The organism is Streptomyces sp. NPDC006872 (assembly GCF_040635845.1).
Classification (GTDB): Bacteria; Actinomycetota; Actinomycetes; order Streptomycetales; family Streptomycetaceae; genus Streptomyces.
Map to the genome: position 1 here is coordinate 65,929 of NZ_JBEYIL010000028.1, position 24,767 is coordinate 90,695.

20 protein-coding genes and 1 pseudogene are annotated in these 24,767 nt (G+C 70.6%); 13 read left to right on the top strand and 8 right to left on the bottom strand.

What is annotated here, in order from left to right:
- Positions 1-44 precede the first annotated feature (44 nt).
- Genes ABZ725_RS47990 through ABZ725_RS48010 form a run of 5 tightly spaced genes read left to right on the top strand, consistent with a single transcriptional unit; the run spans position 45 to position 4,143 of the window.
- Positions 45-1,046 carry a GDP-mannose 4,6-dehydratase gene (locus tag ABZ725_RS47990; RefSeq protein ID WP_358808680.1) on the top strand — a complete coding sequence of 334 codons (1,002 nt, stop codon included), beginning with the start codon at positions 45-47 and terminating at the stop codon, positions 1,044-1,046.
- Between the two features lie 44 nt (positions 1,047-1,090).
- Complete coding sequence (locus tag ABZ725_RS47995) at positions 1,091-1,804, top strand: sugar phosphate nucleotidyltransferase (protein ID WP_358808681.1); 714 nt, start codon at positions 1,091-1,093, stop codon at positions 1,802-1,804.
- Between the two features lie 7 nt (positions 1,805-1,811).
- Positions 1,812-2,711, top strand: a complete 900-nt coding sequence (locus ABZ725_RS48000) for an NAD-dependent epimerase/dehydratase family protein (protein WP_358808682.1) — start codon at positions 1,812-1,814, stop codon at positions 2,709-2,711.
- Positions 2,708-3,370 carry a spherulation-specific family 4 protein gene (locus tag ABZ725_RS48005; RefSeq protein WP_358808683.1) on the top strand — a complete coding sequence of 221 codons (663 nt, stop codon included), beginning with the start codon at positions 2,708-2,710 and terminating at the stop codon, positions 3,368-3,370. Before ABZ725_RS48000 ends, ABZ725_RS48005 begins: the two co-directional genes overlap by 4 nt.
- Positions 3,367-4,143 carry an endo alpha-1,4 polygalactosaminidase gene (locus ABZ725_RS48010; protein ID WP_358808684.1) on the top strand — a complete coding sequence of 259 codons (777 nt, stop codon included), beginning with the start codon at positions 3,367-3,369 and terminating at the stop codon, positions 4,141-4,143. The genes ABZ725_RS48005 and ABZ725_RS48010 overlap by 4 nt, the downstream gene beginning before the upstream one ends.
- 48 nt (positions 4,144-4,191) lie before the next feature.
- Here ABZ725_RS48010 and ABZ725_RS48015 read toward each other — a convergent pair whose 3' ends face one another.
- Positions 4,192-5,340 (bottom strand): helix-turn-helix domain-containing protein, encoded by a 1,149-nt coding sequence (locus tag ABZ725_RS48015; RefSeq protein ID WP_358808685.1) that lies wholly within the window; start codon positions 5,338-5,340, stop codon positions 4,192-4,194.
- Positions 5,341-5,544: 204 nt separating this feature from the next.
- Between ABZ725_RS48015 and ABZ725_RS48020 the strand changes: the two genes are divergently transcribed.
- The 4 genes from ABZ725_RS48020 to ABZ725_RS48035 all read left to right on the top strand — a co-directional run bounded on the left by ABZ725_RS48020 (position 5,545) and on the right by ABZ725_RS48035 (position 10,847).
- Positions 5,545-7,008: an amino acid permease gene (locus tag ABZ725_RS48020; protein ID WP_358808686.1), complete on the top strand. Its 1,464-nt coding sequence runs from the start codon at positions 5,545-5,547 to the stop codon at positions 7,006-7,008.
- A gap of 50 nt (positions 7,009-7,058) precedes the next feature.
- Positions 7,059-8,342, top strand: coding sequence for a M20 family metallo-hydrolase (locus tag ABZ725_RS48025; protein ID WP_358808687.1), 1,284 nt, complete (start codon positions 7,059-7,061; stop codon positions 8,340-8,342).
- Positions 8,329-9,138 carry a nitrilase-related carbon-nitrogen hydrolase gene (locus ABZ725_RS48030; protein WP_358808688.1) on the top strand — a complete coding sequence of 270 codons (810 nt, stop codon included), beginning with the start codon at positions 8,329-8,331 and terminating at the stop codon, positions 9,136-9,138. Before ABZ725_RS48025 ends, ABZ725_RS48030 begins: the two co-directional genes overlap by 14 nt.
- A 71-nt stretch (positions 9,139-9,209) precedes the next feature.
- Positions 9,210-10,847: an NAD(P)/FAD-dependent oxidoreductase gene (locus ABZ725_RS48035; protein WP_358808721.1), complete on the top strand. Its 1,638-nt coding sequence runs from the start codon at positions 9,210-9,212 to the stop codon at positions 10,845-10,847.
- Positions 10,848-10,935: 88 nt separating this feature from the next.
- On the opposite strand, the gene ABZ725_RS48040 is transcribed toward ABZ725_RS48035, so the two are convergent.
- From ABZ725_RS48040 to ABZ725_RS48070, 7 genes are all read right to left on the bottom strand, one after another.
- On the bottom strand, positions 10,936-12,642 hold the full coding sequence (locus ABZ725_RS48040) for a carboxylesterase family protein (protein ID WP_358808689.1): 1,707 nt from the start codon (positions 12,640-12,642) through the stop codon (positions 10,936-10,938).
- Between the two features lie 298 nt (positions 12,643-12,940).
- On the bottom strand, positions 12,941-14,302 hold the full coding sequence (locus ABZ725_RS48045) for an aminomethyl transferase family protein (RefSeq protein WP_358808690.1): 1,362 nt from the start codon (positions 14,300-14,302) through the stop codon (positions 12,941-12,943).
- A gap of 206 nt (positions 14,303-14,508) precedes the next feature.
- Entirely contained in the window at positions 14,509-15,435 is a 927-nt protein-coding gene (locus ABZ725_RS48050; RefSeq protein ID WP_358808691.1) for a LacI family DNA-binding transcriptional regulator, read from the bottom strand.
- Between the two features lie 157 nt (positions 15,436-15,592).
- Entirely contained in the window at positions 15,593-16,447 is an 855-nt protein-coding gene (locus ABZ725_RS48055; protein ID WP_358808692.1) for a bifunctional 5,10-methylenetetrahydrofolate dehydrogenase/5,10-methenyltetrahydrofolate cyclohydrolase, read from the bottom strand.
- A gap of 99 nt (positions 16,448-16,546) precedes the next feature.
- Positions 16,547-17,455: a formyltetrahydrofolate deformylase gene (gene purU / locus ABZ725_RS48060; RefSeq protein WP_358808693.1), complete on the bottom strand. Its 909-nt coding sequence runs from the start codon at positions 17,453-17,455 to the stop codon at positions 16,547-16,549.
- Positions 17,452-18,324: a methylenetetrahydrofolate reductase gene (locus ABZ725_RS48065; RefSeq protein ID WP_358808694.1), complete on the bottom strand. Its 873-nt coding sequence runs from the start codon at positions 18,322-18,324 to the stop codon at positions 17,452-17,454. Before ABZ725_RS48065 ends, purU begins: the two co-directional genes overlap by 4 nt.
- Before the next feature lie 157 nt (positions 18,325-18,481).
- Positions 18,482-19,825 (bottom strand): aminomethyl transferase family protein, encoded by a 1,344-nt coding sequence (locus tag ABZ725_RS48070; RefSeq protein WP_358808695.1) that lies wholly within the window; start codon positions 19,823-19,825, stop codon positions 18,482-18,484.
- A gap of 692 nt (positions 19,826-20,517) precedes the next feature.
- Here ABZ725_RS48070 and ABZ725_RS48075 point away from each other — a divergent pair.
- From ABZ725_RS48075 to ABZ725_RS48090, 4 genes and pseudogenes are all read left to right on the top strand, one after another.
- Positions 20,518-21,289, top strand: a pseudogene (locus ABZ725_RS48075) (MMPL family transporter); the annotation flags it as partial.
- Positions 21,290-21,547: 258 nt separating this feature from the next.
- Positions 21,548-22,804: an ATP-grasp domain-containing protein gene (locus ABZ725_RS48080; protein ID WP_358808696.1), complete on the top strand. Its 1,257-nt coding sequence runs from the start codon at positions 21,548-21,550 to the stop codon at positions 22,802-22,804.
- Positions 22,801-23,652, top strand: a complete 852-nt coding sequence (locus ABZ725_RS48085) for a hypothetical protein (RefSeq protein ID WP_358808697.1) — start codon at positions 22,801-22,803, stop codon at positions 23,650-23,652. The genes ABZ725_RS48080 and ABZ725_RS48085 overlap by 4 nt, the downstream gene beginning before the upstream one ends.
- Positions 23,649-24,767: a pyridoxal-phosphate dependent enzyme gene (locus ABZ725_RS48090; RefSeq protein WP_358808698.1), complete on the top strand. Its 1,119-nt coding sequence runs from the start codon at positions 23,649-23,651 to the stop codon at positions 24,765-24,767. The genes ABZ725_RS48085 and ABZ725_RS48090 overlap by 4 nt, the downstream gene beginning before the upstream one ends.

Sequence of the window (24,767 nt, forward strand, 5' to 3'; positions counted from 1 at the left end):
ACGCGTTTTCCCCCTCCATCAACTCATCGGAAGGAACACCCGAGTTGACCTCCGCACCACTCGCCGCCGTCACCGGAGCCGAGGGCTTCATCGGCTCGCACCTCACCGAGGCGCTGGTCGCCTCCGGGCACCGGGTCCGGGCCATGGCCCAGTACAACTCCTTCTCCTCCTACGGCTGGCTGGAGACCCTGCACCCGGACGTCCTCGACCAGGTGGAGATCGTCCTCGGTGACGTACGGGATCCCGGCTCGGTCCGTGGTCTTCTCGAAGGCGCCGACTGCGCCTACCACTTGGCCGCGCTCATCGCGATCCCGTACTCGTACCAGGCGCCGCACAGCTACGTCGACACCAATGTCACCGGCACCCTCAACGTGCTGGAAACGGTGCGCGCGCTGGGTACGCCCCGGCTGGTGCACACCTCGACCAGCGAGACCTACGGGACCGCGCAGAGCGTGCCGATCACCGAGTACCACCCCATCAACACCCAGTCCCCGTACGCCGCTTCGAAGGCCGGCGGGGACCGGCTGGCCGACAGCTACTACGCGAGCTTCGAGACGCCCGTGGTGACACTGCGGCCCTTCAACACCTTCGGGCCGCGCCAGTCGATGCGGGCCGTCATCCCCACCGTCATCGGCCAAGTGGCCGCCGGGGAACGGACGATCACCCTCGGCGACCTGCGCCCCACCCGTGACTTCACCTACGTCAAGGACACCGCGCAAGCGTTCCTGGCCGTCGGCACCGCGTCCGCCGGGCAGGTGGTGGGGCGCACCTTCAACGCCGGGACCGGCGGGGAGATCTCGGTCGGCGACCTGGTCGCGCTGATCGGCAAGGTGATGGACACCGCGCTCGACATACGCGAGGACACCGCACGCATCCGGCCCGCCAACTCCGAGGTGATGCGGCTGATCGCCGACACGAGCCGACTCACCGCCGCCACCGGCTGGCAGCCCGCCCACACCCTGGAGGAAGGGCTCGCGCACACCGTGGAGTTCTTCCGCGACCCGGTCAACCTGGCCCGCTACAAGACCGACGTCTACAACATCTGAACCGTCGGGCACTGCCCTCACGAACCTCATGAAGGAGGAGTCCCATGCATGCAGTGATCCTGGCGGGAGGCAAGGGTGTCCGGCTGCGGCCCTACACCACGGCGCTGCCCAAGCCGCTCGTCCCCATCGGCGACCAGCACGCCATCCTGGAGATCGTGCTGCGCCAGCTGGCCACGGCCGGCTTCACCCACGTCACCATCGCCATCGGTCACCTCGGCGAGATCATCCGCGCCTACGTCGGCGACGGCACCCAGTGGGGCATGGACATCGACTACGCCACCGAGGACAGCCCGTTGGGCACCATGGGCCCGCTGCTCACGCTGCGCGAGAAGCTGCCCGAGACGTTCCTGGTGATGAACGGGGACGTCCTGACCGACCTCGACTACGCGGACATGCTGCGCACGCACGAGGAGTCGGGGGCGCCGCTGACCATCGCCACGTACGCCCGCAAGGTGCACGTCGACTTCGGGGTGCTGACCACCGACCTGACGAAGGTGGTCGCCTTCACCGAGAAGCCGAGCATCGACTACCGCGTCTCCATGGGCGTCTACGGGGTGTCCCGCGACACCCTGGACGGCTACACCCCCGGGCTGCCCCTGGGCTTCGACGAGCTGGTCCTGGACCTGATAAGGGATCAGAACCAGCCGCACGCCTACGACTTCGCAGGCTACTGGCTCGACATCGGGCGCCCCGACGACTACGACCGGGCCAACGCCGAGTTCACCACCCGCAAGTCCCATCTCCTCAAGGGAGCCTGAGTACCACATGCGCATTCTCGTCCTGGGCTCCACCGGCTATCTCGGAGCCCATGTCGCCGAACGGCTGCGCGCCCTGCCGGGCGCGCGGGTCCTCTGCGCCGGCCGCTCCCCCGATGCGGACCACGGCGTCGACCTCGCCTCCGTCCGTCCGGAGGAACTGGCGAAGACCCTGGCCTCGGCCGCCCCCGACGCGGTGGTCAACTGCGCGGGCGCGACCGGCGGCGACGCCCTGACGCTCGCCGAGGTCAACGCCCGCGGTCCGGCGGTGCTGTGCGCCGCGCTGCGGGAGGCGGCCCCGGGGGCCCGGCTGGTGCATCTGGGCTCGGCCGCCGAGTACGGGCCGGGCGAGCCGGGGATCCCGGTGACGGAGTCCGCGGCAACCCGTCCGGCCGGCCCGTACGGGGCGACCAAACTGGCGGGCACGGCCGTGGTGGCCTCGTCCGGCCTGGACGCGGTGGTGCTGCGGGTGGGCAATCCGGTGGGCCCCGGGGCACCGCCCGCCGGGCTGCCGGGTCGGCTGACCGCGCTGCTGCGGGACGTCGGCCGCGGTCCCGAGGCGGTGCTGCGGCTCGGCGACCTGTCCGCCCACCGCGACTTCGTGGACGTACGCGATGTGGCGCGGGCGACCGAACTCGCGGTCACCGCGCCCGGCCCGCTGCCACCGGTGCTGAACATCGGCTCCGGCCGGGCCGTCCAGGTCCGCGAACTGGTGCACGGCTTGGCGGAGAAGGCCGGTTTCCGGGGCCGTACGGAAGAGAACGCGGGGGGCGAACGCTCGATCCGCTCGGGCGAGGTGTCCTGGCAGTGCTCCGCCATCGGCGCCGCCGAGGAGGCCCTGGGCTGGCGCCCCCTCCACACCCTCGACGAGGCACTCGCCGCGCTGTGGGAAGGCGACGGCTCACCGTGAGCCTGCTGGTTCCGCTCTATGTGCACCCGGCCGAGGATCCGGGGGCCTGGCACCGACTGATCCAGGCGGCCGGGCGCACGTACGGCGTGGTCCTCAACCCCGCGAACGGGCCCGGCGAGTACCCCGACCCCGCGTTCACCGCGGCGGCCGGGGCCCTCAGGGAGGCGGGCGCGCGGCTCCTCGGCTACATCGACACCGACTACGGGGTGCGCGAACGGGCCGAGATCGCGGCGGACATGCGCCGGCACCAGGAGTGGTACGCGGCCGACGGCTGCTTCCTCGACCGGGTGACGGCGACGCCGCACGCGCTGCCCGCCTGCCGGAGGCTGGTGCACACGCTGCGCAAGCTGGGCGCAGGGACGGTGGTCCTCAACCCCGGGATGCACCCGACGCCCGGCTACGCCCGGCTGGCCGACCTGACCGTCACTTTCGAGGGCCACTGGTCGACGTATGTGTCGGTGTTCAGCCGCCCGTCGTGGGCCACGCGCCTTCCGCCCGAGCGGCTGTGCCACCTCGTGTACGGCGTGCCCGAGGCGCTGGTGCCGCTCGCAGTACGCACCGCGAGCGAGCGGGGCGCCGGCGTCAGCGGCCCCGTGACCGGCGAACTACCCAATCCGTGGGCCGAGTTGACGCCCGCACTGACCGGAACGGACCGATGAGGTACACGGCACGAGCGATCCTGTTGGCACTGGCCCTGGCGTTGGCGGGCTGTTCCGGCACGGAGCCGGAAGAGGGCCGCTGGCAGCCCGGCCCCGGGCTGGCCTGGCAGTGGCAGCTCGACAGCAGGGTGGACCCGTCGGTGGACGTGCCCGTCTACGACATCGACGGCTTCGAGAACACGGCTGGGGACGTGGCCCGGCTGCACCGCGACGGCCGCAAGGTCATCTGCTACGTCAACGTCGGCGCGTGGGAGGACTTCCGGCCCGACAAGGCCGCCTTCCCCCGGTCGGTATTGGGTGAGGAGAACGGGTGGGCGGGCGAACTCTGGCTGGACATCCGGAAGCTCTCCGTGCTGCGGCCGATCATGGAGCGTCGCTTCGACATGTGCCGCGACAAAGGCTTCGACGCGGTGGAGCCGGACCTGGTGGAGGGCTACAGCAACGACACCGGTTTCCCGCTCACCGCCGCCGACCAACTTCGCTACAACCGTATGATCGCGTCGATCGCGCACGAACGCGGGCTGTCCGTGGGTCTGAAGAACGACCTGCCGCAGATCCCCCAGCTCGTGTCCGACTTCGACTTCGCGGTCAACGAGGAGTGCGCCCAGTACGACGAGTGCGCACACCTGTCGCCCTTCATCACGGCCGGCAAGGCGGTGTTCCACGTCGAGTACGCCGTACCGACGGGCCGCTTCTGCGCCGAGTCGCGGCGGCTGAAACTGTCGTCGATGCAGAAGCGACTGGAGCTCGGGGTGTGGCGCAAGCCGTGCTGAAGCGGGAACACCGGCGGCGGCCGGCGAAGAGACTCCACGCCCCGGGCTCTATTCCAGGGAAATGATCACGGCGGCCGCGTCGTAGGGCCGCTGGACATCGAGCCCCGTGTATTTCTCGAAGGCGTTCAGCCGGTTGAGCACGGTGTTGCGGTGGCAGTTCAGAGCACGACCGGTGTCCCCGAGGCTGCCCGTTTCGAGGTATTTTCGGACCGTTTCCAGGATCTTCGTCCTTTCCAGCTCCGTGCATTTCTCCAGATACGGGAAGACGATCTGCCCGAGTTCACAGCCGACGTCCGCCAGCAGATGTCGCGTCACGGATCTCCAGCGGTCGGACAGCGTCGCGACACCCGTGCTGTCCATCGGCAGGTCGGTCATGATCTCCCGGGCCGCCGCGGCCGCCTCCCGGACCCGGACGAGTCCTCGTGCCACCGGCGCGACGGCGACCGCCATGTCGGCGAACAACTCCCTCGCCGTGGGCGGGAGCCCGGCCAGGGCGGTCTGCGCGGTCGGCCAGATGAAAAGCGTGTGGTGTCCCATGTCGTAGGTGAGGAAGCTGTCGTCCCGGCGGGTGAGGGCCCGCAGTCTTCTGCGGACGGTGACCCCGTCGTCCCTGGATGTGGCCGCCACACAGAAATGTCCCGTCCTGGGAATGCGGAGAGCTCCGGCGATGCGGTCCAGCGCGGCCCCGGTCGGCCGGGTCGGTGCGAACAGCTGGGACAGATACTGTCGTCGGAGGTCGGCGTCAGCCTGTTCGATCGCCACCTGTTCCGCGAGGTAGTGCTCCTGCACATGGGCCGCGAACGCGTCCACCGTGGCCCACACGCGTCCGGCGTTGCGCACCAGCAGGGCCGGATCGGCGCCGCAGGCAGGGTCCGCCAGGTTGTCCCACAGCACGGTGAAGTCCAGCCTGACGGCACGCAGCAGGCTGTCCAGGGGCACGGCCTGCCGGGCGCGCCGGGTGCCGATCGAGTCGGCCATGGAGATCAGCACATCCGCGGTGCCGTCCGAGCGCAGGCTGTCGAGGATGGCCGTGAAGGACTGGACGCTTGCCCGGCGCAGATCCTCCGCCGTCAGGGCGGAGTCGGCGTACGCGGGGTCCGCCATGGTCCGGGCCAGGAACTGCTCGACCATCGCGTCCAGTCGACCGCGCGTCCGCTCGACGACATCGTCCCATCGCTCCGTGTCGTGGTCGAACACGCGCGTCTCCTTTCCGCCGGTGCGACATGCCACTCGGCCCCGTGATGTTACGTAGCGGTGGCCCTCGGCGGAAATCGTCCGGCCTCCCTTGTGCAGAGGCCAAATTTTTGGCACCGCGCACGGTGCAATTTTTCATTGTCCATGCCAACGGCCGCTGACACTCTTCCGATGCGCACCGCCCGGTGCCGAGAAAAGGAGGAGCTCGTGGCTGTCGAAACGGACACGCAGCCCACGCGTCCCGCTGGCTCCAGCGGCGACCCGTCGGGCTACCAGCAGCGGCTTTCCAACCGGCAGATCCAGATGATCGGCATCGGAGGCGCCATTGGCACCGGCCTCTTTCTGGGTGCCGGAGGTCGACTGGCGTCGGCCGGTCCGGCGCTGGCGATCGTCTATGCTTTCTGCGGAATCTTCGCCTTCTTCATTCTCCGTGCACTCGGCGAACTGGTGCTGCACCGCCCGAACTCGGGGTCTTTCGTCTCGTATGCTCGTGAGTTCTTCGGGGAAAAGGCCGCCTTCGTGTCCGGGTGGGTGTATTCGATTTCCTGGGCACTCACCGCGATCGTCGACATCACCGCGGTCGCCACGTACTTCCATTACTGGTCGGCGCTGCGCAGCGTCCCCCAGTGGCTTCTGGCGCTCACCGCGCTGCTCGTCGTGACCTGCGCGAACCTTGTGTCCGTCCGCTTCTTCGGCGAGCTCGAGTTCTGGTTCGCCCTCGTCAAGGTCGCCGCGATCGTCGTCTTCCTCGTGACCGGGGCCGTGATCCTCGCCGCCGGGTTCCCGGTCGACGGGCACGACGCCGGACTCTCCACGGTGACCGACAACGGAGGCATCCTGCCGAACGGGCTCCTGCCCGCGGTGATCATCGTGCAGGGCGTCGTCTTCGCCTATGCCGGCATCGACCTGATCGGCGTCGCGGCGGGGGAGGCCGAGAACCCCGCCAAGGTGATGCCGCGCGCGGTCAACGCCGTCATCTGGCGCATCGCCGTGTTCTACGTCGGCTCCACGACCCTGCTCGCCCTGCTGCTGCCGTACGACTCCTACCGGGCCGGGGAATCGCCGTTCGTGACCTTCTTCAACAGCATCGGCCTGCCCGGCGCGGGCGGTGCGATGAACCTGGTGGTGCTCACGGCGGCGCTGTCCAGCCTCAACGCCGGCCTGTACTCGACCGGCCGCATCTACCGCTCGATGTCCCGCTCCGGGACCGCTCCCCGGTTCATGGGCAACCTCAGCCGTCAGGGGGTGCCCTACGGGGGCGTCCTGTTCACCTCCGTCCTGGCCCTGCTCGGCGTCGGCCTCAACGCCCTCGTCCCGGAGCGGGCTTTCGAGATCGCCATCAACGCGACCGCCCTGGCGATCCTCTGTACCTGGGCGACCGTCGTGCTGTGTCAGCTGCGGCTGTACCGCTGGTCACAGCAGGGCAGGGTGAGCCGCCCCGCGTTCCGTCTCTTCGGCGCCCCCTGGACCTCGTACCTGACGCTGCTGTTCCTGTTCGGGGTCCTCGTCCTGATGCTGTTCGACTACCCCGTGGGGACGTTCACCGTCGGGACACTGCTCGTCATCGTCCCCACGCTCGTCGTCGGCTGGTTCGGGGTGCGCGGCCGGGTCCTCGCCCTCGCGGCCGACCGCCGGCCCGCCGGATCCGAGACCGGCACTACCACCCCGTGACGTCACACGTCTCGCGTCCCGTCCCGTCTGCTTCCGAGGAGAACTCCCTCATGGCCACTGAGCGAACCACTGCCCGCGCCACGGTGAACGGCGCCACCGACTCCGATCTGTTCCTGCGGGACTTCCGCTCGCTGAGCCGGATCGGCGAGACGCCGGGCGGCGGTGTCGACCGCCAGGCCGCGACCACCGCCGACGCCCAGTCGCGGGCGTGGTTCACCGCCCTGCTGAGCCAGTACGGGTTCGCGGTGGAGGTCGACGCGATCGGCAACGTCTTCGGGCTGCTGGAGTGGAACCCGGGAGCGCCGTACGTCCTGGTCGGCTCCCACCTGGACAGCCAGCCCCTGGCCGGCAAGTTCGACGGGGCCTACGGCGTCGCGGCGGCGCTGCACGCCGGACGGCGGCTCGCCTCGGACCACGCCCCCGGGCACCCGCCGAAGTACAACCTGGCCATGGTGGACTGGTTCAACGAGGAGGGGTCGCGGTTCGCCCCGTCCATGATGGGCAGCTCCGTCTACACCGGGAAGATGACGGCCTCGGACGCTCTGGCCACCCGGGATCCGGACGGCGTGACGGTCGCGCAGGCGCTCACCGCCATCGGGCACACCGGTACCGGAAGCGGTCCGGTGCCCGCCGCGTGCGCCGAGATCCACATCGAGCAGGGCCGTTCCCTGGAGGACTCCGGCACCACGATCGGGCTCGTCCACTCCTGCTGGGCGGCGGAGAAGTTCACCGTCACCGTGCACGGCGAGCAGGCGCACACCGGGTCCACCGTCATCGCCGACCGCCGGGACGCAGTACTCGGGGCCTCCCGTCTGGTGGTGCTGCTGCGCGAGCTGGCCGACCGTTACCCCGCCGGCGTCCTGCACACCTCAGTGGGCCAGTTCACGGTCCTGCCCAACTCCCCCGTCGTCGTCGCCCGCAGGGTCGACCTGACCATGGACCTGCGCTCGGCGGACGAGGAGGTCCTCGCGGAGGCCAAGCAGCTTCTGGAGAACGGCATCAAGCTGATCGAGGACGAGGTCGACGTCCGTATCGAGGTGCGCGGTGCGCACGCCTGGGGCGTCCGGCCGTACCCGGCCGCCGGTGTCGACCTGGCACGCGAGTGCGCCGACGGCCTCGGGTTCACCAGCCGGCCCGTCCACACGCTGGCCGGACACGACTCCGTCAACATGAACGACGTCGTCCCGACGGTGATGCTGTTCGTGCCGAGCGTCGAGGGCGTCAGCCACAACGAGGGCGAGTACACCAGCGACGCCGACCTGTGCGCCGGAGTCGACGTGCTCACCGAGGTCGTACGGCGGCTGTGCGATGGCGCTCTCGATGACACCCGCTGAGCCTGCGCGCCTGCGGGTGGGAATCCTGCAGGCCACCGGGGTCGTCGGAGACCCGCACCACAACCTCGCGGCCCTGGAGAAGGCGGCGCACACCGCCCGGTCGCGTGGTGTGCAACTCCTGGTGACACCGGAGCTGTTCGTCAGCGGCTACGACCCCGTGGCCGTCGCCGACGACGACGGCCACGAGCAGCGGCGGTCGCTCGCGGGCATCGCGCGGGCGGCCGGGCTGGCGCTGGTCGCCTCGACCGTCGACCGCCGGCACGGCGAACGTTTCGTCAGCGCGTCGCTCTTCGACGGCGACGGACTGGAACTGACCAGGTATCACAAGGCGCATCTGTTCGGCCCGGCGGAGCACGCGGTGTTCACGCCCGGCGGGGAGCGGCCCCGGGTCGTCCCCCTGCACGGCGTGCGCGTCGCGCTCGGCCTCTGCTTCGACGTGGAGTTCCCCGAGTTCACCCGTGCGGTGGCGCGATCCGGCGCCGAGCTGCTGTGCGTGCCCACCGCCGTGCCGCTGCGCCCGCCCGCGGACGGGCGGCCGGCGCCGTTCGACACGCGTCTCGTGCCCGCCATGGTGGTCCCCACGCGGGCGTTGGAGAGCCAGCTCTTCATCGCGTACGCCAACCACGCCAGACCCGGCTTCGCGGGGCTGAGCTGCCTCAGCGACCCCTACGGGCGGCGCGTCGCCGCCGGCGAGAGCGACGAGGAGCTGGTGGTGGCCGACATGGACCGCCGCACCCTGCTCGACGCCCGCCGCGACACCGACTACCTCTCCTCCTCCCTCTCCTCGCTCATATGACCCGCGCCGGATCACACCCCGGCACGAGCCCTTCAGGACATCACGTGAACACGCCTTCGCACGGGGTCAGCATGCTGATCCCCGACTTCCCCTTCCCCTACGACGAGTACCTGGCCCACCCCGACGGCCTGGGCTCGCTCCCGGCCGAGCAGCACGGCAGGGAAGTCGCCGTCATCGGCGCCGGCATGTCCGGACTCGTCGCCGCGTACGAGCTGATGAAGCTGGGCCTGAAGCCGGTCGTGTACGAGTCCGCCCAGCTCGGCGGCAGACTGCGCGGCGCCCGCCAGCCCGGCACCGACCACCCCGTCGCCGACCTCGGCGGAATGCGGTTCCCCCGCTCGGCGCGGGCGTTCTTCCACTACGTCGACCTGCTCGGCCTCGACACCAAGCCGTTCCCCAACCCGCTCACCGCGGCCTCCGACAGCACCGTGATCGAGACAGCGGGCCGCCGGCACTACGCGGAGTCCACCGCCGACCTGCCGCAGATGTTCCACGACGTGGGCGCCGCGTGGCGGGACTGCCTGGAGGAGCGCGCCCACTTCGGCGCCATGCAGCAGGCCATCGCGGACCGCGACTACGCCACGGTCAAGAAGCTCTGGAACGAACTGGTCCCGCTCTTCGACGACGTGTCGTTCTCCCACTACCTGGCCACGTCGAAGGCCTTCTCGTCGCTGCCGTTCGAGTACCGGGAGGCCTTCGGGCTCGTCGGGTTCGGCACCGGCGGCTGGGACACCAACTTCCCCGACTCGATGCTCGAGATCCTGCGGGTGGTGTACGTCAACGCCGAGGACGACCAGCAGCGCATCCTCGGCGGCGCGCAGCTCCTGCCCCAACGCCTGTGGCAGCACGCCCCCGAGGGGCTCGCGCACTGGCCGGCCGGCACCAGCCTGGCCTCCCTGCACGGGGGTGCGCCCCGCGGCGCGGTCAAGCGGATCCGGCGCGCCGACGGGCCCGGCGACCGCATCGAGGTCACCGACCGGTGGGGCCGGACGTCGGCCTACCCGGCGGTCATCGCCACCTGCCAGTCCTGGCTGCTGTCGGCCCGCATCGACACCGACGAATCGCTGTTCAGCCACCCGTTGTGGACGGCGATCGAGCGCACCCACTACATGCAGTCCTCGAAGACGTTCGTGGTGGTCGACCGCCCCTTCTGGAAGGACGTCGATCCCGAGACCGGGCAGCACGTGATGAGCACGACGCTGACGGACCGGCTGACCCGCGGCACGTACCTGCTGGACAACGGCCCGGACCAGCCCGCGCTGATCTGCCTGTCGTACACCTGGAACGACGACGCGCTGAAGTGGCTGCCGCTGGACGTCGAGGAACGCGTACGCCTGATGCTGCACTCCCTCAAGCAGATCTACCCGAACGTCGACATCGCCTCGCACATCATCGGCGATCCCGTCACGATCTCGTGGGAGGACGACCCGAACTTCATGGGTGCCTTCAGCGACAACCTGCCCGGTCACTACCGCTACCAGGAGCGCCTCTACACCCACTTCATGCAGGACGGCTTCGACCCGGCCCACCGCGGCATCTACCTCGCCGGGGACGACGTGTCGTGGACGGGCGGCTGGGCCGAGGGCGCCGTCACGACGGGCCTGAACGCGGTGTGGGGTGTGCTGACCCAGTTGGGCGGGAAGACCACGGCGGGCAATCCCGGACCGGGCGACCGCTTCGAGGAACTCCGGCCGATCAGGCTGCCCTAGAGGTCCATGGCAGATCGCCGCGGCGGCGGCAGCGGCAGCGGTCATGTCCTCCTGGCGCGCGGCCGCCGCCGTCCTTGTGCCCTCAGGGTCAATATGCCGTCGTCCGGGACTCCAGATAGTCCTTGAGGAAGGCGTACTTGGCGTCGCTGTCGGCCGCCGGGAGGGGGGTGAAGCGGTCGCCGAGTTCCATGGAGAGCGGCTTCGTCGTACGCAGGGCGGGCCAGGCGGGCAGGGAGCGGCCGTTGGGGTTGCCGGTGGCCGCGAAGTTCGCGACGTACGAGGAAGTGGTGTCCGCCATCGCGTAGTCGGCCGCGGTCCAGGGACGGTCGGTGCCGTAGAGGTTGCCGAAGAGGTAGTACTTCTCGGCTCCGTGGTACGCGCCGGCACCGTTCGCGGGCTCGATCGGGTTGGTGGTGTCGGAGCCGGGCGGGGCGTGGGTCCACCAGTAGTTGTAGACGGGGCTGCGGTTGCCGGCGGTGTTGCGGAACTGGGTGCCCCACAGGAAGGTGGAGACGCGTTCTTCGTCGCGCGCCAAGTTGTTGTACTGCGCGGCCGCCTCGGTGTCGGTGCTCGCCGGGTAGAGCGCCAGGAACTCCGCCGCCCGGTCGCCGAAGGTGGTCGTGGCGTATGCCTGGTACTGGGCGACCGTCATCACGAGCGTCACCGAAGCGCCGTTCTCGTCCTTGTTGTTGCCGGTGAGGACGGGCACGTCGACCTCGGCGCCGGACTCCATGGCGGCGGTGTAGGTGGTCGGCAGGACGTAACCGTCCAGGACGTTGCCGAAGTCGGTGCCGACGGCCGGCGCGCCGGGCGCGTAGACCTTCGACACGATCTGGTCCGCGGTCAGCGCCCGCAGGCCGGCCAGCGAGGAGGCGCCCATGTAGTCGCCGAACGCGGTGCCGTTGGCCTCGGCCACCGGCAGCGTGTCGTAGCCGCCCGCCACCCGCCCGAGGGCCGGGTCCTTGGTGTACTGCACCCCGGCCGCCAGCAGCGCCCGGTGGTACAGGCCCCGGGCCAGTCGGGAGATCATCAGGATGTTCACGAAGGACGAGCCGTGCGACCAGCCGGCGATGGTCACCCGGTCCGGGTCACCGCCGAACGCGGCGATGTTGTCCCGGATCCACTGCAGCGCCGCCACCGTGTCCAGTACGCCCCAGTTCCCCGAGCCGCCGTGTCCGCCCTCGGCGCTCAGCTCGGGGTGGGCGAGGTTGCCGAAGGCGCCGACACGGTGGTTGTACGTCACGACGACCGCGCCCTTCGCGGCCAGGTTGGCGCCGTCGTACACCGGCTGCGAGGCCCACATCGCGGAGTTGCGGCCGCCGTAGATCCACACGAACACCGGGCGGCGCTCGCTCGAACCGGCCGCGCCCGTCCAGATGTTGAGGTTCAGACAGTCCTCGCTCAGCGGCGGCACCTTGTCGGCGGCTATGCCCGTGACCGGCTGGGGGCAGGCGGCGCCCCAGGTGTCGGCCGCGCGGACGCCCTTCCAGGACGGTGCGGGCTGCGGGGCACGCCAGCGGTTCTCACCCGCGGTGGAGGCCGCAAAGGGGATGCCCTTGTAGACGGTGACGCCGTCGAGGGCGGCCGGGACACCGGTCACCAGGCCGGACCGCGTACGCACCGGACGATCGACGGCGACACGGGAGGCAGCCGACGCGGGCCCGGCCGTCAGACCGCCCAACAGCGCGGTGCCGGCCGCAGCGCCGACCGCGCTCCCGAGTAAACGGCGGCGGCCGATGCCCTCGGTGTCGCGGTCGTCGTCGTGGTCGGGGTGGGGGACGTCTCGCAAGCTCACAGGGGCTCCCTGTCGGAACGGGGAACGGACACTCCAGGTGCACGGCTCGGCGTCCGTCCCGCCTTCGGTTGAGTCGCCTCATGCTGTCGCCGTTTCAAGAAGTGAAACAAGCGGTGTCACCCGGACTCACAGCTTCCGCCGCGCACCCTGAAGTTGCGCCCCGCAAGGTTGACAGCGCGCCTGGTTCGCGACGTAGTCCGGGACCAGCGCGAACCTGTACCGACGTAGAGGAGGTCGGCGGCCTGGCCGTCGAGTGGGGTGGGACGGTGGGCGGAACGTGCGGGTCACTGCTCATCCGTCAGGGCTTGGTGACGTCGGTTCGGCGGTTGTCCGTCTTGAAGGGCAGAGCGGACACGGTGGCCCGGATCTCCCGCTGCGGTGTTCCGGGCCTCCCCCACAGGACGGTCACCTCGGTGCCGGGGGTCGCGTACGCGGGATCGATCACGCAGAGGGAGATCGTCGCTCGCCGGATCACGCTCAGCGTGCGGCCGGTGGACACTCCCACCGCATCGCCGGACGCCAGAACCTGGTCGAAGCTGGGACCTGCCACGCGGGGGAGTTCCATCTGGTCGGGCGCTTCGTCGTCACCCAGCAACGACGTCAGGACGCCGCCGACGTCCTGCGCGTTCCACCGCAGGCCGACCAGCACGCGTCCCGGGGTTCCGCTCGCGGCATCGCGGGCCAGGGCGTCACGGCCGAGGAAGTCACGTTCGGGTATGCCCTTGCGGAACCCCCAGCCGAGTTCGCCCGGCTTGCGGAAGTAGTCGGTCACACCGTTGCGCGGAACGAAGCTGCCACCGGGCGTGCCCCTGCGGAACTGCCGGGGCGCGCCCGGTGTGAGGATCGAAGCGGGGAGATAGTCGAGCCCGTTGGTGGCGATGCCGGCCTCGATGTGCTGCACGGGCTGTGACCGCAGGCCCAGTTGACGAATGCCGACGTCCTGCCCGCTTGTCACGACCGCGGACCAGATCTCCTCGGCGTGCTCGGCCGGTCCGTGCAGTTCGTATCCCAGCTCACCCGAGATACCGGTCCGCAACACACGCACCGGGATCCCGCCGACCCGCGACATCCTGCTGCGGCTGAAGCCGATGTCGCTCAGACCGTCTCCGGTGAGCCTCTCCAACACGTCCAGGGACGCGGGTCCCTGGACGCCGAAGATGAACACATCCGGGCTGATGTCGATCGCCTCCGCGTCCCAACCGCCCTCCGCGAGCTGCCACAGGAGCCAGTCGCAGCTTCCGGCCGTGTAGACGAACTCCTCGATGCCGACTCGGCACAGCACGCCCTCGGAGGCGACCCAGCCGTTCTCGTCGAGCTGCACATGGTGTTTGATCTGCCCCGTCTCGAAGCGGGCGAGGTCCCTCATACCCAGCCTGCCGAGGAATTCCAGGGCCTGGCGTCCCCGGATGCTCACCTTGTGCAGCGCGGTCCAGTCTCCGATGTAGCAGGAACGGACATGGGCGGCGCTTTCGTCGACCCAGCCCGAATACTCCAGCGGCAGCAGCGTCTGCGCGAAGTGACCGAAGGCGCCCCGCTCGTTGGCCTCGTCCTGGGCCGCGACCGCGGGACTGAACAACGGCGGACGCTCCGCCACGAACCGTGCCTCCCGCAGCCTGAGTACCGCTTCATACGTGTTGCGCTGCCGCGCCATGCCATCCATGCCACGCTCCCGCTCTGTCTGCGGCCCGTTCCCCACGTGCTCACCAAAGGGATCACTAGATCGATTTACCTGGGTGTGGCCGAGGATACCCACGCCGTGGAGTGGGCACCTGCCCCCGTTCGCGCCGCACTCTGCACGCAATGCGGAACCGCACCGTCGCAACGCACGGCTTGCCCGAGCTCCGCCGTCGTGCGGGGCTGCGCCGCTCAGGCCGACGCGCGTACGACGATCCACCCAGGCACAGGCGCGAGAGCCCCGATGTCGATGCCGAGGGCGTTGCGGGCCGCGATCCGTCCGAGGACCTCGGCGTCGATATGGACGGTGGTGAGCGCGGGGGTGAACAGGGAGCCGTGCTCGATCTCGTCGAAGCCGATCACGGCCATGTCCTCGGGCACCCGTCGTCCCAGGTCACGCAGGGCCGTGAGGCTGCGCAGCGCGATGTCGTCGTCGAACGCCGCGAGGGCCGTGACCTCGGGGTGCGCGGTCAGGAACGTCTCGACGGCGACCGCGCCGACCTCCCTGGGCCCCGGCACGACGAACCGCTCCAGGGGCGGGATTCCGAGCCGCCGGGCCGCCTCCTGGGCGAAGCCGAGGCGGGCCGCGGTCAGCGGGAACTCGTGGTCGGGCAGGGCCATCGCAATACGGGCGTGCCCCTGCTCCGCGAGATAGCCGATCTGCAACGCGGCGTTGGCGGCGAACCCGTTCTCCCAGTCCCGCTCGTCCGGCGCGTGACCCGCCAGATAGACCTCGCCGAGCCGCAGCACCGCCCGCGGCACGATGGTGTCCAGGACCTTCTGTGTGGCCTCCGGAATCGCATGTCCGTGCCGGACGAGGAGAATGTGGTCGTGCTCGGCGAGTTCCTCGTCCAGGCCCCGGACGTAGCTCCGGGAGAAGTTGCCCTCCATGCCCCGGTCGACATTGAGCACGACGATGCGCGAGGAACCCTCGCGCAGGGCGCGGGCGATGCCGTGCGGGACGTACCCCAGGTCCTGGGCGGCCTCCATCACCCGCTCGCGGGTGGCGGCGGAGATCGTCTGCCGTGGGTCGTCGTTCAGCACGAAGCTCACCGTCGCCCGCGACACCCCGGACGCCTTGGCCACGTCGCTCAACGTCACCCGGCCCGAACGGCTCATGCCGACCCACTCCCTCTCCATCGGATCAGGCGCACCCGCTCACGCGTCGGCCTCGCCGAAACGGCCGTCCCACTTCTGGAACGACTTCTAGAACGATTAAGCCGTACCATGCGCCAGTCTACGGAACTGGCTCGTTCAAGCCATCGGCTGACGTGCTCTAGGCGGGCACGGTGTACGGCGTGGCGCTCCACTCCGCCGCCTGGAGGGTGTTGACCAGGAGCATGGCGATGGTCATCGGGCCCACGCCGCCGGGCACGGGGGTGAGGCGGCCGGCGATGCCGTCGAGTTCGGCTGCGCGGACGTCGCCGGTCAGGCCGGTGGGGGTGCGGTGGATGCCGACGTCGATGACGGTGGCGCCGGGCTTGACGTGCTCGGGGCCGATGAGACCGCGCACTCCGGTGGCGACCACGACGATGTCGGCGGGGCGGGTGACCGCGGCGAGGTCGTCGGTGAACTCGTGGGCGACCGTGACCGTCGCGCCGCGCCGCAGCAGCAGTTGCGCCAGCGGACGGCCGACGAGCTCACCCCAGCCGACGACGGCGACGCGCGCTCCCCGGAGTTCGATGCCTTCGGCGTCCAGGAGTTCGATGACGCCGCTCGGTGTGCAGGGCCGCAATCCGCGCTCGCCGCGGGCGAGTCGGCCGGCGCTGGCCGTGGTCAGCCCGTCGACGTCCTTGGCGGCGGGGATCCGGTCGATCAGCGATGCGGCGTCAAGCTGTGCCGGCAGCGGGAGTTGGAGGAGGATGCCGGAGACATCCGGGTCGGCCGCCAACTCGTCGATGACGGCGGCGACTTCGCTCTGGGTGGCCTGCTGCGGGAGGCGGCGGTGGAAGTCGCGCATGCCGGCTTCGCGGACGGCGCGCCGTTTGGCGGCGACGTAGACCGCGCCGGCCGGGTCGTCGCCGACCAGGATGGTCGCCAGGCCGGGCACACGTCCGGTGCCCGTGGCCTCGGCGACCCGTTCGGCGACCCGGGCCCGGATGCTCCGGGCGAGCTGCGCTCCGTCGATCATGGTTGTCATGGTGGTGGACCGCCTTCTGCTGGTGAACGACTCACCCGGTCCCTGTCCCGGGCGGGTCTCCCTGTCGGGGCGAGTGGGGTGATACGTGGCTCAGGCGAAGACGATGGTGTGCTTGCCGTTGCGGATGACCCGGTCCTCGGCGTGCCACAGCACCGCGCGGGAGAGGACGGCGCGTTCCACGTCCGCGCCCCGGCGGGTGAGGTCGGCGGCGGTGTCGGCGTGGCTGACCCGCACGACGTCCTGTTCGATGATCGGACCCTCGTCGAGGTCCTCGGTGACGTAGTGGGCGGTGGCGCCCACCAGCTTCACTCCTCGTTCCTTGGCCTTGGCGTAGGGGCCGGCGCCGATGAAGGCGGGCAGGAAGGAGTGGTGGATGTTGATGATCGGGACGCCGACCTGTTCGATGAACCCGCCGGACAGGATCTGCATGTAGCGGGCGAGGACGACGAAGTCGACGTTGTCCTTGAGCAGGCGCAGGTGTTCGGCCTCGGCTGCCGACTTGTCCGCTCCCATGGAGGGGACGTGGAAGAAGGGGATGCCGAAACCGCGCACCTCCTCCGCGGTGTCGGGGTGGTTGGAGATCACCATGGCGACGGAGACCGGGAGTTGCCCCTGGCGGTGTCGCCAGAGCAGGTCGAGCAGACAGTGATCGGACTTCGAGGCGAAGATCGCGACCCGCTTCGGCACGGACAGGTCGCGCAGGGTGTAGGTGAGCCCGTACTTCGTCACCAGGCCCTTGTCGAAGTCGGCGCGCAGGGCGGGAGTTGCGGCCTGCAGCCCGTCGAGGCCGAAGACGGTGCGCTGGAAGAAGGCGCCGCCCTGCGGGTCGTCGGAGTACTGGTCGAGGGACACGATGTTGGCGCCGTGCCGGCCGAGGACGGACGTCACGGCCGCCACGATGCCCGTGGCGTCGGCGCCCTGGACGATCAGCGACGCCTGGTGCCCCACTCCCCCACGGTTCTTGGACGTGGCGGCGGCAGCGGCCTGCGTGACGGTCATACGAGGTTGTCCTTCCGGAACTGGGCGATCCACTCGGATGTGGCCTGCAGACCGCCGAAGGTGTAGAAGTGGATCTTGATCTCGCCGTGACGACCCCGGTCGTAGCCCTCCGCCAGCGCACGCAGGAACCTGTCGGGGCCTGCGGTCCCCATCAGATTGGTGATCGACAGGCCGTACTTCTTGGCGATGGACGCGCTGGTGCCGACGCCGAACCGGGCGGCGTACGACATCAGACGCCGCACACCGGCCGGGCCGGGGACTCCGATGCGTACCGGGAGCACGATGCCGTGGTCGCGGACCCGTTCGATCCAGGCGAGTACCGGGTCGACGTCGAAACCGAACTGGGTGATGACGGCGCCGTCCAGCTCCTGAGCGGCGAGGGCCGCGCTCTTGTTCCGCAGAGCCGTCCACAGCGCGTCCCCGGAGATGGCCGGGTGGCCCTCCGGATAGCCGCTGATGCCGACCTGGCGGACGCCGTACTCCTGGAGCAGGCCCGACTCGATCAGGGCGAGGGAGTCCTCGTAGGGCCCCTGCGGGCGGGCGGGGTCGCCGCCTACGGTGAAGACGTTGTCGCAGGCGTCGTCGGCCCGGAGCGCGGCGAGGAACTCCTCGAACTCGGCCTGCGAGCCGAGGCGGCGGGCGGAGAGGTGCGGCACCGGCACGAAGCCGAGGCGCTTCACCGCCCGGGAGGCCTCCAGGCGCATGTTCAGGTTCTCGTTGCCGAGGAAGGTGACGTTGATGCGGGTGCCCTGCGGTATCGAGTCCCGGGCCTCCTCCAGCTTGGGTACGTCCTTGCCCGTCATCTCGAGGGAGAAGTCGTCCAGCAGCGATGTACTCACCGCCGACGGGGCTGTGCTGAGGGGATTCATCGTGCTCCTTGTGCTCCTTGTCGATAGGGAAATGTGAGGCGTGAGGCCCGGTCGCCGTCCGCGGACTCCCGGCCCGGTGGGGCGAGGCGAGCCGGGCGGGGTCCGGGCGGCGCCGGCCGGACCCCGCATCGCTGCCCCCGGCCGGCCGGAGCCCGCACTACGCGTCGCGGCGGTACTCGGTGCGGGCGTGCCGGTCGTAGGGGCTGGGCTGAACGGTGGCGCGAATGCGCGGGAACCCGAGGTCGGCCTCGGGGTCGGTGCCGAAGCCGGGGTGCTCGCCCCAGACCACGCTCACCTCAGTGCCGGGCACGGCGTGGGCGGGGTCGACCAGGGACTGGGCCAGGACCGTGCCGACCGGGTCGATCGAGGCGGTCTGCATGGTCGTGCCGATCATTCCCGCGGAGGTCTCGACGCGGTGGCGGGCGTAGGTGAGGACGAAGCCGGGGTCCTCTCCCCCGCCGACGACCCGTCGCACGTCGTCCGGGTCGAAGACGAGGGTGACCTTGGTGCGGTGGAGTTCGTCCCTGGCCTTGAGCAGGGCGTCGCGGCCGTGGAAGTCGTGCCCGAAGTGGATCAGCTTGCCGTAGCCCAGTTCGTACGGGGAGACGTAGTAGTCCTCGATGCTCTCCGAGAAGAAGCTGCCGTTGAGCGGGCGCTTGCCCTCGATGCCGAAGAGCGGCAGCCAGGCGCGGTACCCGGCCAGCTCGGGGTCGGTGTAGATGCCGGGGACCGGGGAGGGGACCCAGCCGCTCTCCACGCTCGGGGTGGCGTAGGCGAGCGCGCCGACCTGGACGAGGCCGAGCGGCTCGCCGGCCTCGAGGAACGCCTCGTGGACGTGGGCTGCGTGCTCCCAGGGGCCGATGAACTCGTAGCCGGCCTGCCCGGCCATGCCGTGTCGCAGGGCCTCGAAGGAACGGCCGTCCAGGGTGACCGGGGTGGCGTGGAAGAACTTGGTCTGCGGCAGCGGGCCGCCGAACACCTTCTCGATCAGCTCCAGCGCCAGCGGGCCCTGGATCTGGTAGCGGAACAGCTTCGGGTCTGCGCCGCCCGGGCGGAACGCGGAGGACGCGTCGGTGACGAAGCCGACGTCGTAGCCCGCCTTCTCGGCGTGGTACTGCACCCAGTGCTGGGCGGCCGGAATCCCGCTGAGGAGGTACTTGTTCTCGGCGTGGCGGGCGAGGATGCCGTCGGTGACGATATGGCCGTCCCGGGTGACGGGCACGTACTGCTTGGCCTGGCCGATCGCGAACTTCTCGAAGTTGTTCGCGCCGTACTCGGCCAGCGCCCTGGTGGCGTCTGGGCCCTCGATCCACATGTCGTACATGTGGTGCGAGAGGTTGAGGAGCGCTACGCCCTCGTGCCACGCGGCCTGCTCCCGGCGCCAGCCGGCATACTCCCGCTCGACCACCTCGGGGGTCCACGGCTCGGCGTTCGGCTTCCACAACAGGCCGATGGGCGAACCGGCCTTGTCGATGCCGTCCTGAAGACTGGGGACTGCCATGTGCGGCTCCTGTCGGGGTCGTTCATCCCGAGGTTACTAAATCGATCTAGTAGCGCGACTCGCTACGCAACCGACTCGCCCTGGGATGGACAAACGGAGATCGGGTTGGGGTTGGTCGAGACGCACGGGGCACCTTTGTCGGCCGACGGCCGGCTCGGTGCGCGACGCACCCGTGTCTCGAATGGCCTGATCCGCTCACAGGCGGACCGACCTGCAAGCTGGAAGCTAAATCGATATAGCAGGGAGGTTACAACGGAAGACTTAATCGCTCTAGTACTCAGTCGGGCCTTTTTGTGGAGGGGATGTTCGCGGCCCTCGCCTTGAGGATGCCGCGCCCTGCCGGGAGTTGACGGTGATGAGCTTCGCCCCGTCAGCCTCGGCATGCCAGGGAGCGCCTCGCCGAGCCGCCGCTGGGAGGGGCGGCGAAGAACGGCGGAACGCGCCCCGTCCAGGCGGGCCGGGCCGCGGTGAGCAAGGAGGTCGGATAGGAAGCAATAAACAACCACGCTCCGGGGCGGATGGCCACCGCACGACACGCAACCTAAGCCTGTGCCGAAGCCTCCTTGTGCCAGGCCGGTCGCGTAGGCGCGCTCCTCGACGTGCGCCTGCGCCGTGACGAGCGCACCGCGCAGAACCCGAACGGCCGCGAGTTCAACGGCCGGCGTGCCATGGCCCGAGTCGTGCAGCGCCGCCCGGGCTTCAACGGCCCGCTGATCGTGCTGGTCAAGGGCGACAGGGCCGCCGGGGAGACCGTCCGGGCCACACTGTCGGCGACGGAGGGCGTCGCCGAGGCCGGCCCGGCGATGCCCTCCGAGGACGGCGCCCTGTCCACGGTGTTCGTCTATCCGACCACGTCGCCGCAGGCCGAGGGCACGGTCGACCTCGTGCATCACCTGCGCGACGTTGTCGCCCCCAGGCTGGAGCAGGAGACCGGAGCGGACGTCCTGGTCGGCGGTGCCACCGCCGCGTCCCAGGACGTCTCCGAAACCCTTGCCGACCGGCTGCCGCTGTTCGTCGCCGTCGTCGTCGGGCTCTCCTCGCTCCTGCTGCTGTTGGTCTTCCGCTCCATCTGGATCCCGGTCAAGGCTGCCGTGTTGAACCTGCTGTCGATCTCTGCCGCACTGGGAGTGATCACATCGGTGTTCCAGCACGGCTGGTTCGGAGCGCAGCCTGGCCCGATCGAAGCGTTCATCTCCGCGCTGATCTTCGCCATCGCCTTCGGCCTCCGACCGGATGCTCCAGCGGTTCGGGCTCGGCCGGGCGGTGGCCATCCTGCTCGACGCCGCGGTCATCCGCTGCCTCATCGTCCCGGCCGTCATGCAGTTGCTCAGCAGATGGGCCTGGTGGCTCCCCGCACCACTCGCCCGGAAACTGACCAAGGTGAGCATCGAACGCCCGGAGCCCCAACACCCTGATGCGGCGCCGGCTTCGCACAGTCCGCAGGCGGAGGCGCGGCAGGGATAGGACGGCCGCGCACTGCCGGCCGGCCCCGGAGTACGAGGTCGAGGTCCGCGACCACGGCGGCGACCGCCCGTTCGGTCCTCGAGCGGGCGGTCGCCGCGCGGAGCACGGGGGTTGGTCTGTCTTCCGGCGGTTCAGTAAGGGGCTAGTAAATGAAAATGATTATCGATAGCGTGTGCGGTGCGCAAAGCCCGCTCCCTCCCACCCGAGGGTTCTCCGGGCTGCCTTGACGTCTGAACCGCTCGCACGAAAAGGGGAGTTGTGGCTCATCTGCTGATGGTCGAGAGCTGGGTCGGGTCGATGAGCAGACTGCTGCCAAGGGCGATCCGGGAGGGCGGACACGAGTTCACGTTCCTCACCCGCGACCTGCACCACTACCTCCGCTCGGCCCCCGAGGGGGCGGCACACCCACTGCTCGGCGCCCGCAACCTGATCACCGCCGACACCAACGACACAGCCGCCCTGCTGCCGCAGATCGAGAGGCTGCACGAGGCGCTGCGCTTCGACGGCGTGATCACTTCCTGCGACTACTACCTGCCGACCGTGGCGCGGATCGCCGGGCGCCTGGGCCTGCCGGGCCCGACCCCGGAGGCGGTCGGCGACGCCTGCCGCAAGGACTCCACCCGCCGTGTCCTCGCCGACGCGGGAGTCCCCGGGCCGCGCTTCGCCGTGCACGAGGAGTGGGCCGACCTCGCCCGGGCGGCGCGGGAGATCGGCTACCCGCTGGTCGTCAAGCCGGTCGACCTGTGCGCGGGCATGCACGTGCGGCGTGTGGACGACGAGGAGCAACTCGCCGCCGCCGTACGGGTGCTGGCCGGCCTCACGGTCAACGCCCGCGGACAGCGCCGGGAGCCCGCCGTCCTGCTGGAGGAACTGCTGGACGGCCCCGAGGTGAGCGTCGAGACGGTGTCGCACGCGGGCGCGGTCCAGGTGGTGGGCGTGACCGACAAGAGCATCGGCGGGGCGCCCGCGTTCATCGAGACCGGGCACATGTTCCCGGCCGCCCTGTCGGCCGCCGACGCCGAGGCCGCCGAACAGACCGCCCTCGCCGCGCTCAAGGCCCTCGCCCTGACCGAGGGCGTGGTGGCGCACACCGAGATCAAGCTGACCTCGGCCGGTCCGCGCGTGGTCGAGGTCAACCCGCGGCCCGCCGGGAACCGCATCACCGAGCTGGTCCGGCAGGTGACCGGCATCGACCTGGCCGCGGCCTTCGTGGAGGTGTCCCTCGGCCGCGAGCCCGATCTGCGGCGCAGCGACACCGGGCTGCGCAGCGCGGCCATCGGCTTCCTCGTACCGACGACCTCGGGCACGCTCGAGTCGCTGGACGGCGGCGAACTCCGGGACGTGCCAGGCGTGTTGGAGGTGCAGCTCGCCGCGCCGGGCAAGCAGGTGGAGGCGGCGGGCAGCAACAACGAGTACCTCGGGCACGTCATGGCAGGTGACGCCGAGGGGCTGGGCGCCCGCGACCACGTCGAGGTCCTGCTCGGTGAACTGCGCTCCGGGTTGGTGATCCGATGACCGCCGTCACCGGCATGGCCCGCACGCCATTCGCCACGTACGACGAGCTCCTGGCAGGCGTCCGCGCCGGTGAGCTGGGTCCGGATCCCGCCACGCAGCGGATCGCGGTGGCCTTCACGACGCGGCAGGCGGTACGGCACGACGGGCGCGGCACCGGCTACCGCAACGAGGTCCTCAGCCTGCGGCTCGCCGCAGCCGTCGGCTCGTGCGCGGTCGAGCCCGGGACTCTGCCCGACCGTGCGGTCGAGGAGTGTGTGGGCGCGAACGTGGCGCACCTGCTGGAGCATCCGCTGCTGCCGGTGCGCGTGGCCGCGCTGGACGCCTATCTGATGCACGTCGCTCCGCACGCTCCGCAGAACGGGGCGCGGTCCGTCCCGCTGCCCGCCGGGACGTCGCTGGAGAGGTCCCGGGCCCGGGCGAAGGCCGTCGTCGCGCTGCTCGCGCTGCCGCCGGGCGCGACCGTGCTCGTGGTGGGTGTCGTCAACTCCCTCCTGGAGGAGCTGCGTTCGCGTGGGCTGGGCTATGTGCCCGGTGACCTGAAGGGCGGGCTGACCGAGTGGGGTGAGGCGGTCGTGACCGACGCGCTCGCCGAGGCCGGGCGCTGCGATGCCCTGCTGGTGTCCGGGATGACGCTCGGCAACGGCACCTTCGAGCCGCTGCGGCGGCACGCGCTGGCGCACGGCAAGCAGCTGGTGATGTTCGCCCAGACCGGCAGCGCCGTACTGCCCCGCTTCCTCGGCCACGGGGTGAGCGCGGTGTGCGCAGAGCCGTATCCCTTCTTCTGGCTCGACGGCGGTCCCAGCACCATGCACCGCTACGGCGGCCCCTGTCCGGAGGACGAACGATGACCACGGCGGCCGTACGCCCCCTCGCCGGCCCGGAACGCCCGGAACTGCTCACCCTCCTCGGCCGCACACCCCTGGTCCGCATCACGACCGACCTGTCCGGCCCGCATCCCGGCTTCTGGGCCAAGCTCGAAGGACTCTCGGCGGGCGGCATGAAGGCGCGGGCGGCCGTGTCGATGCTGCTGGGCGCCCGTGAGCGCGGCGAACTGCAGCCCGGCGCACCGGTGGTGGAGTCCACCTCGGGCACGCTCGGCCTCGGGCTCGCCTTCGCGGGCCAGGCCCTCGGCCATCCCGTCGTGCTGGTCGGCGACAGTGAACTGGAGCCGTCCATGCGGCAGTTGCTGCGCGCCCACGGGGTGCGGCTGGAGATCGTGGACCGCCCGGCGGCCCGGGGCGGCTGGCAGGCGGCGCGGCTGGGCCGGCTGCGGGAGCTGCTCGCCGTGCTGCCCGACGCGTACTGGCCGGACCAGTACAACAACCCCGACAACAGCGCCGGTTACGCCTCTTTGGCCGCCGAACTCGTCGACCGGCTCGACCATCTGGACATCCTGGTGTGCAGCGTAGGCACCGGCGGGCACAGTGCGGGGATCATCGGACCGCTGCGGCGGCGCTGGCCCGCACTGCGGCTGATCGGTGTCGACTCGACCGGCTCGACGATCTTCGGGCAGCCCGCGCGGCCGCGGCTGATGCGCGGCCTGGGCAGCAGCATCCACCCGCGCAACGTCGTCCACGACGCCTTCGACGAGGTGCACTGGGTCGGCCCGGCCGAGGCCGTGGACAGCTGCCGCCGCCTGGCCCGCGGCAGCTTCGTCAGCGGCGGCTGGAGCACAGGAGCCGCCGCCCTGGTCGCCGCCTGGGCCGCCCGCGTCCATCCCGGCGCGGTCGTCGCCACCGTCTTCCCCGACGGCCCGCACCGCTACCTCGGCACGGTCTACGACGACGACTTCGCCGCGGCCCACGGCCTCGACCCGAGCGCCGCGGCCACCCGGCCCGTCGAGATCCCGCACCCCGGCGCGGCCGAGGCCACCGGCTGGGTGCGCTGCACCCGCGTCACCGACCCGCTGAAGGCCGCCCCGCGTGCCGTACCCCATCCGGAAAGGACCACCCTTGAAAGGTAG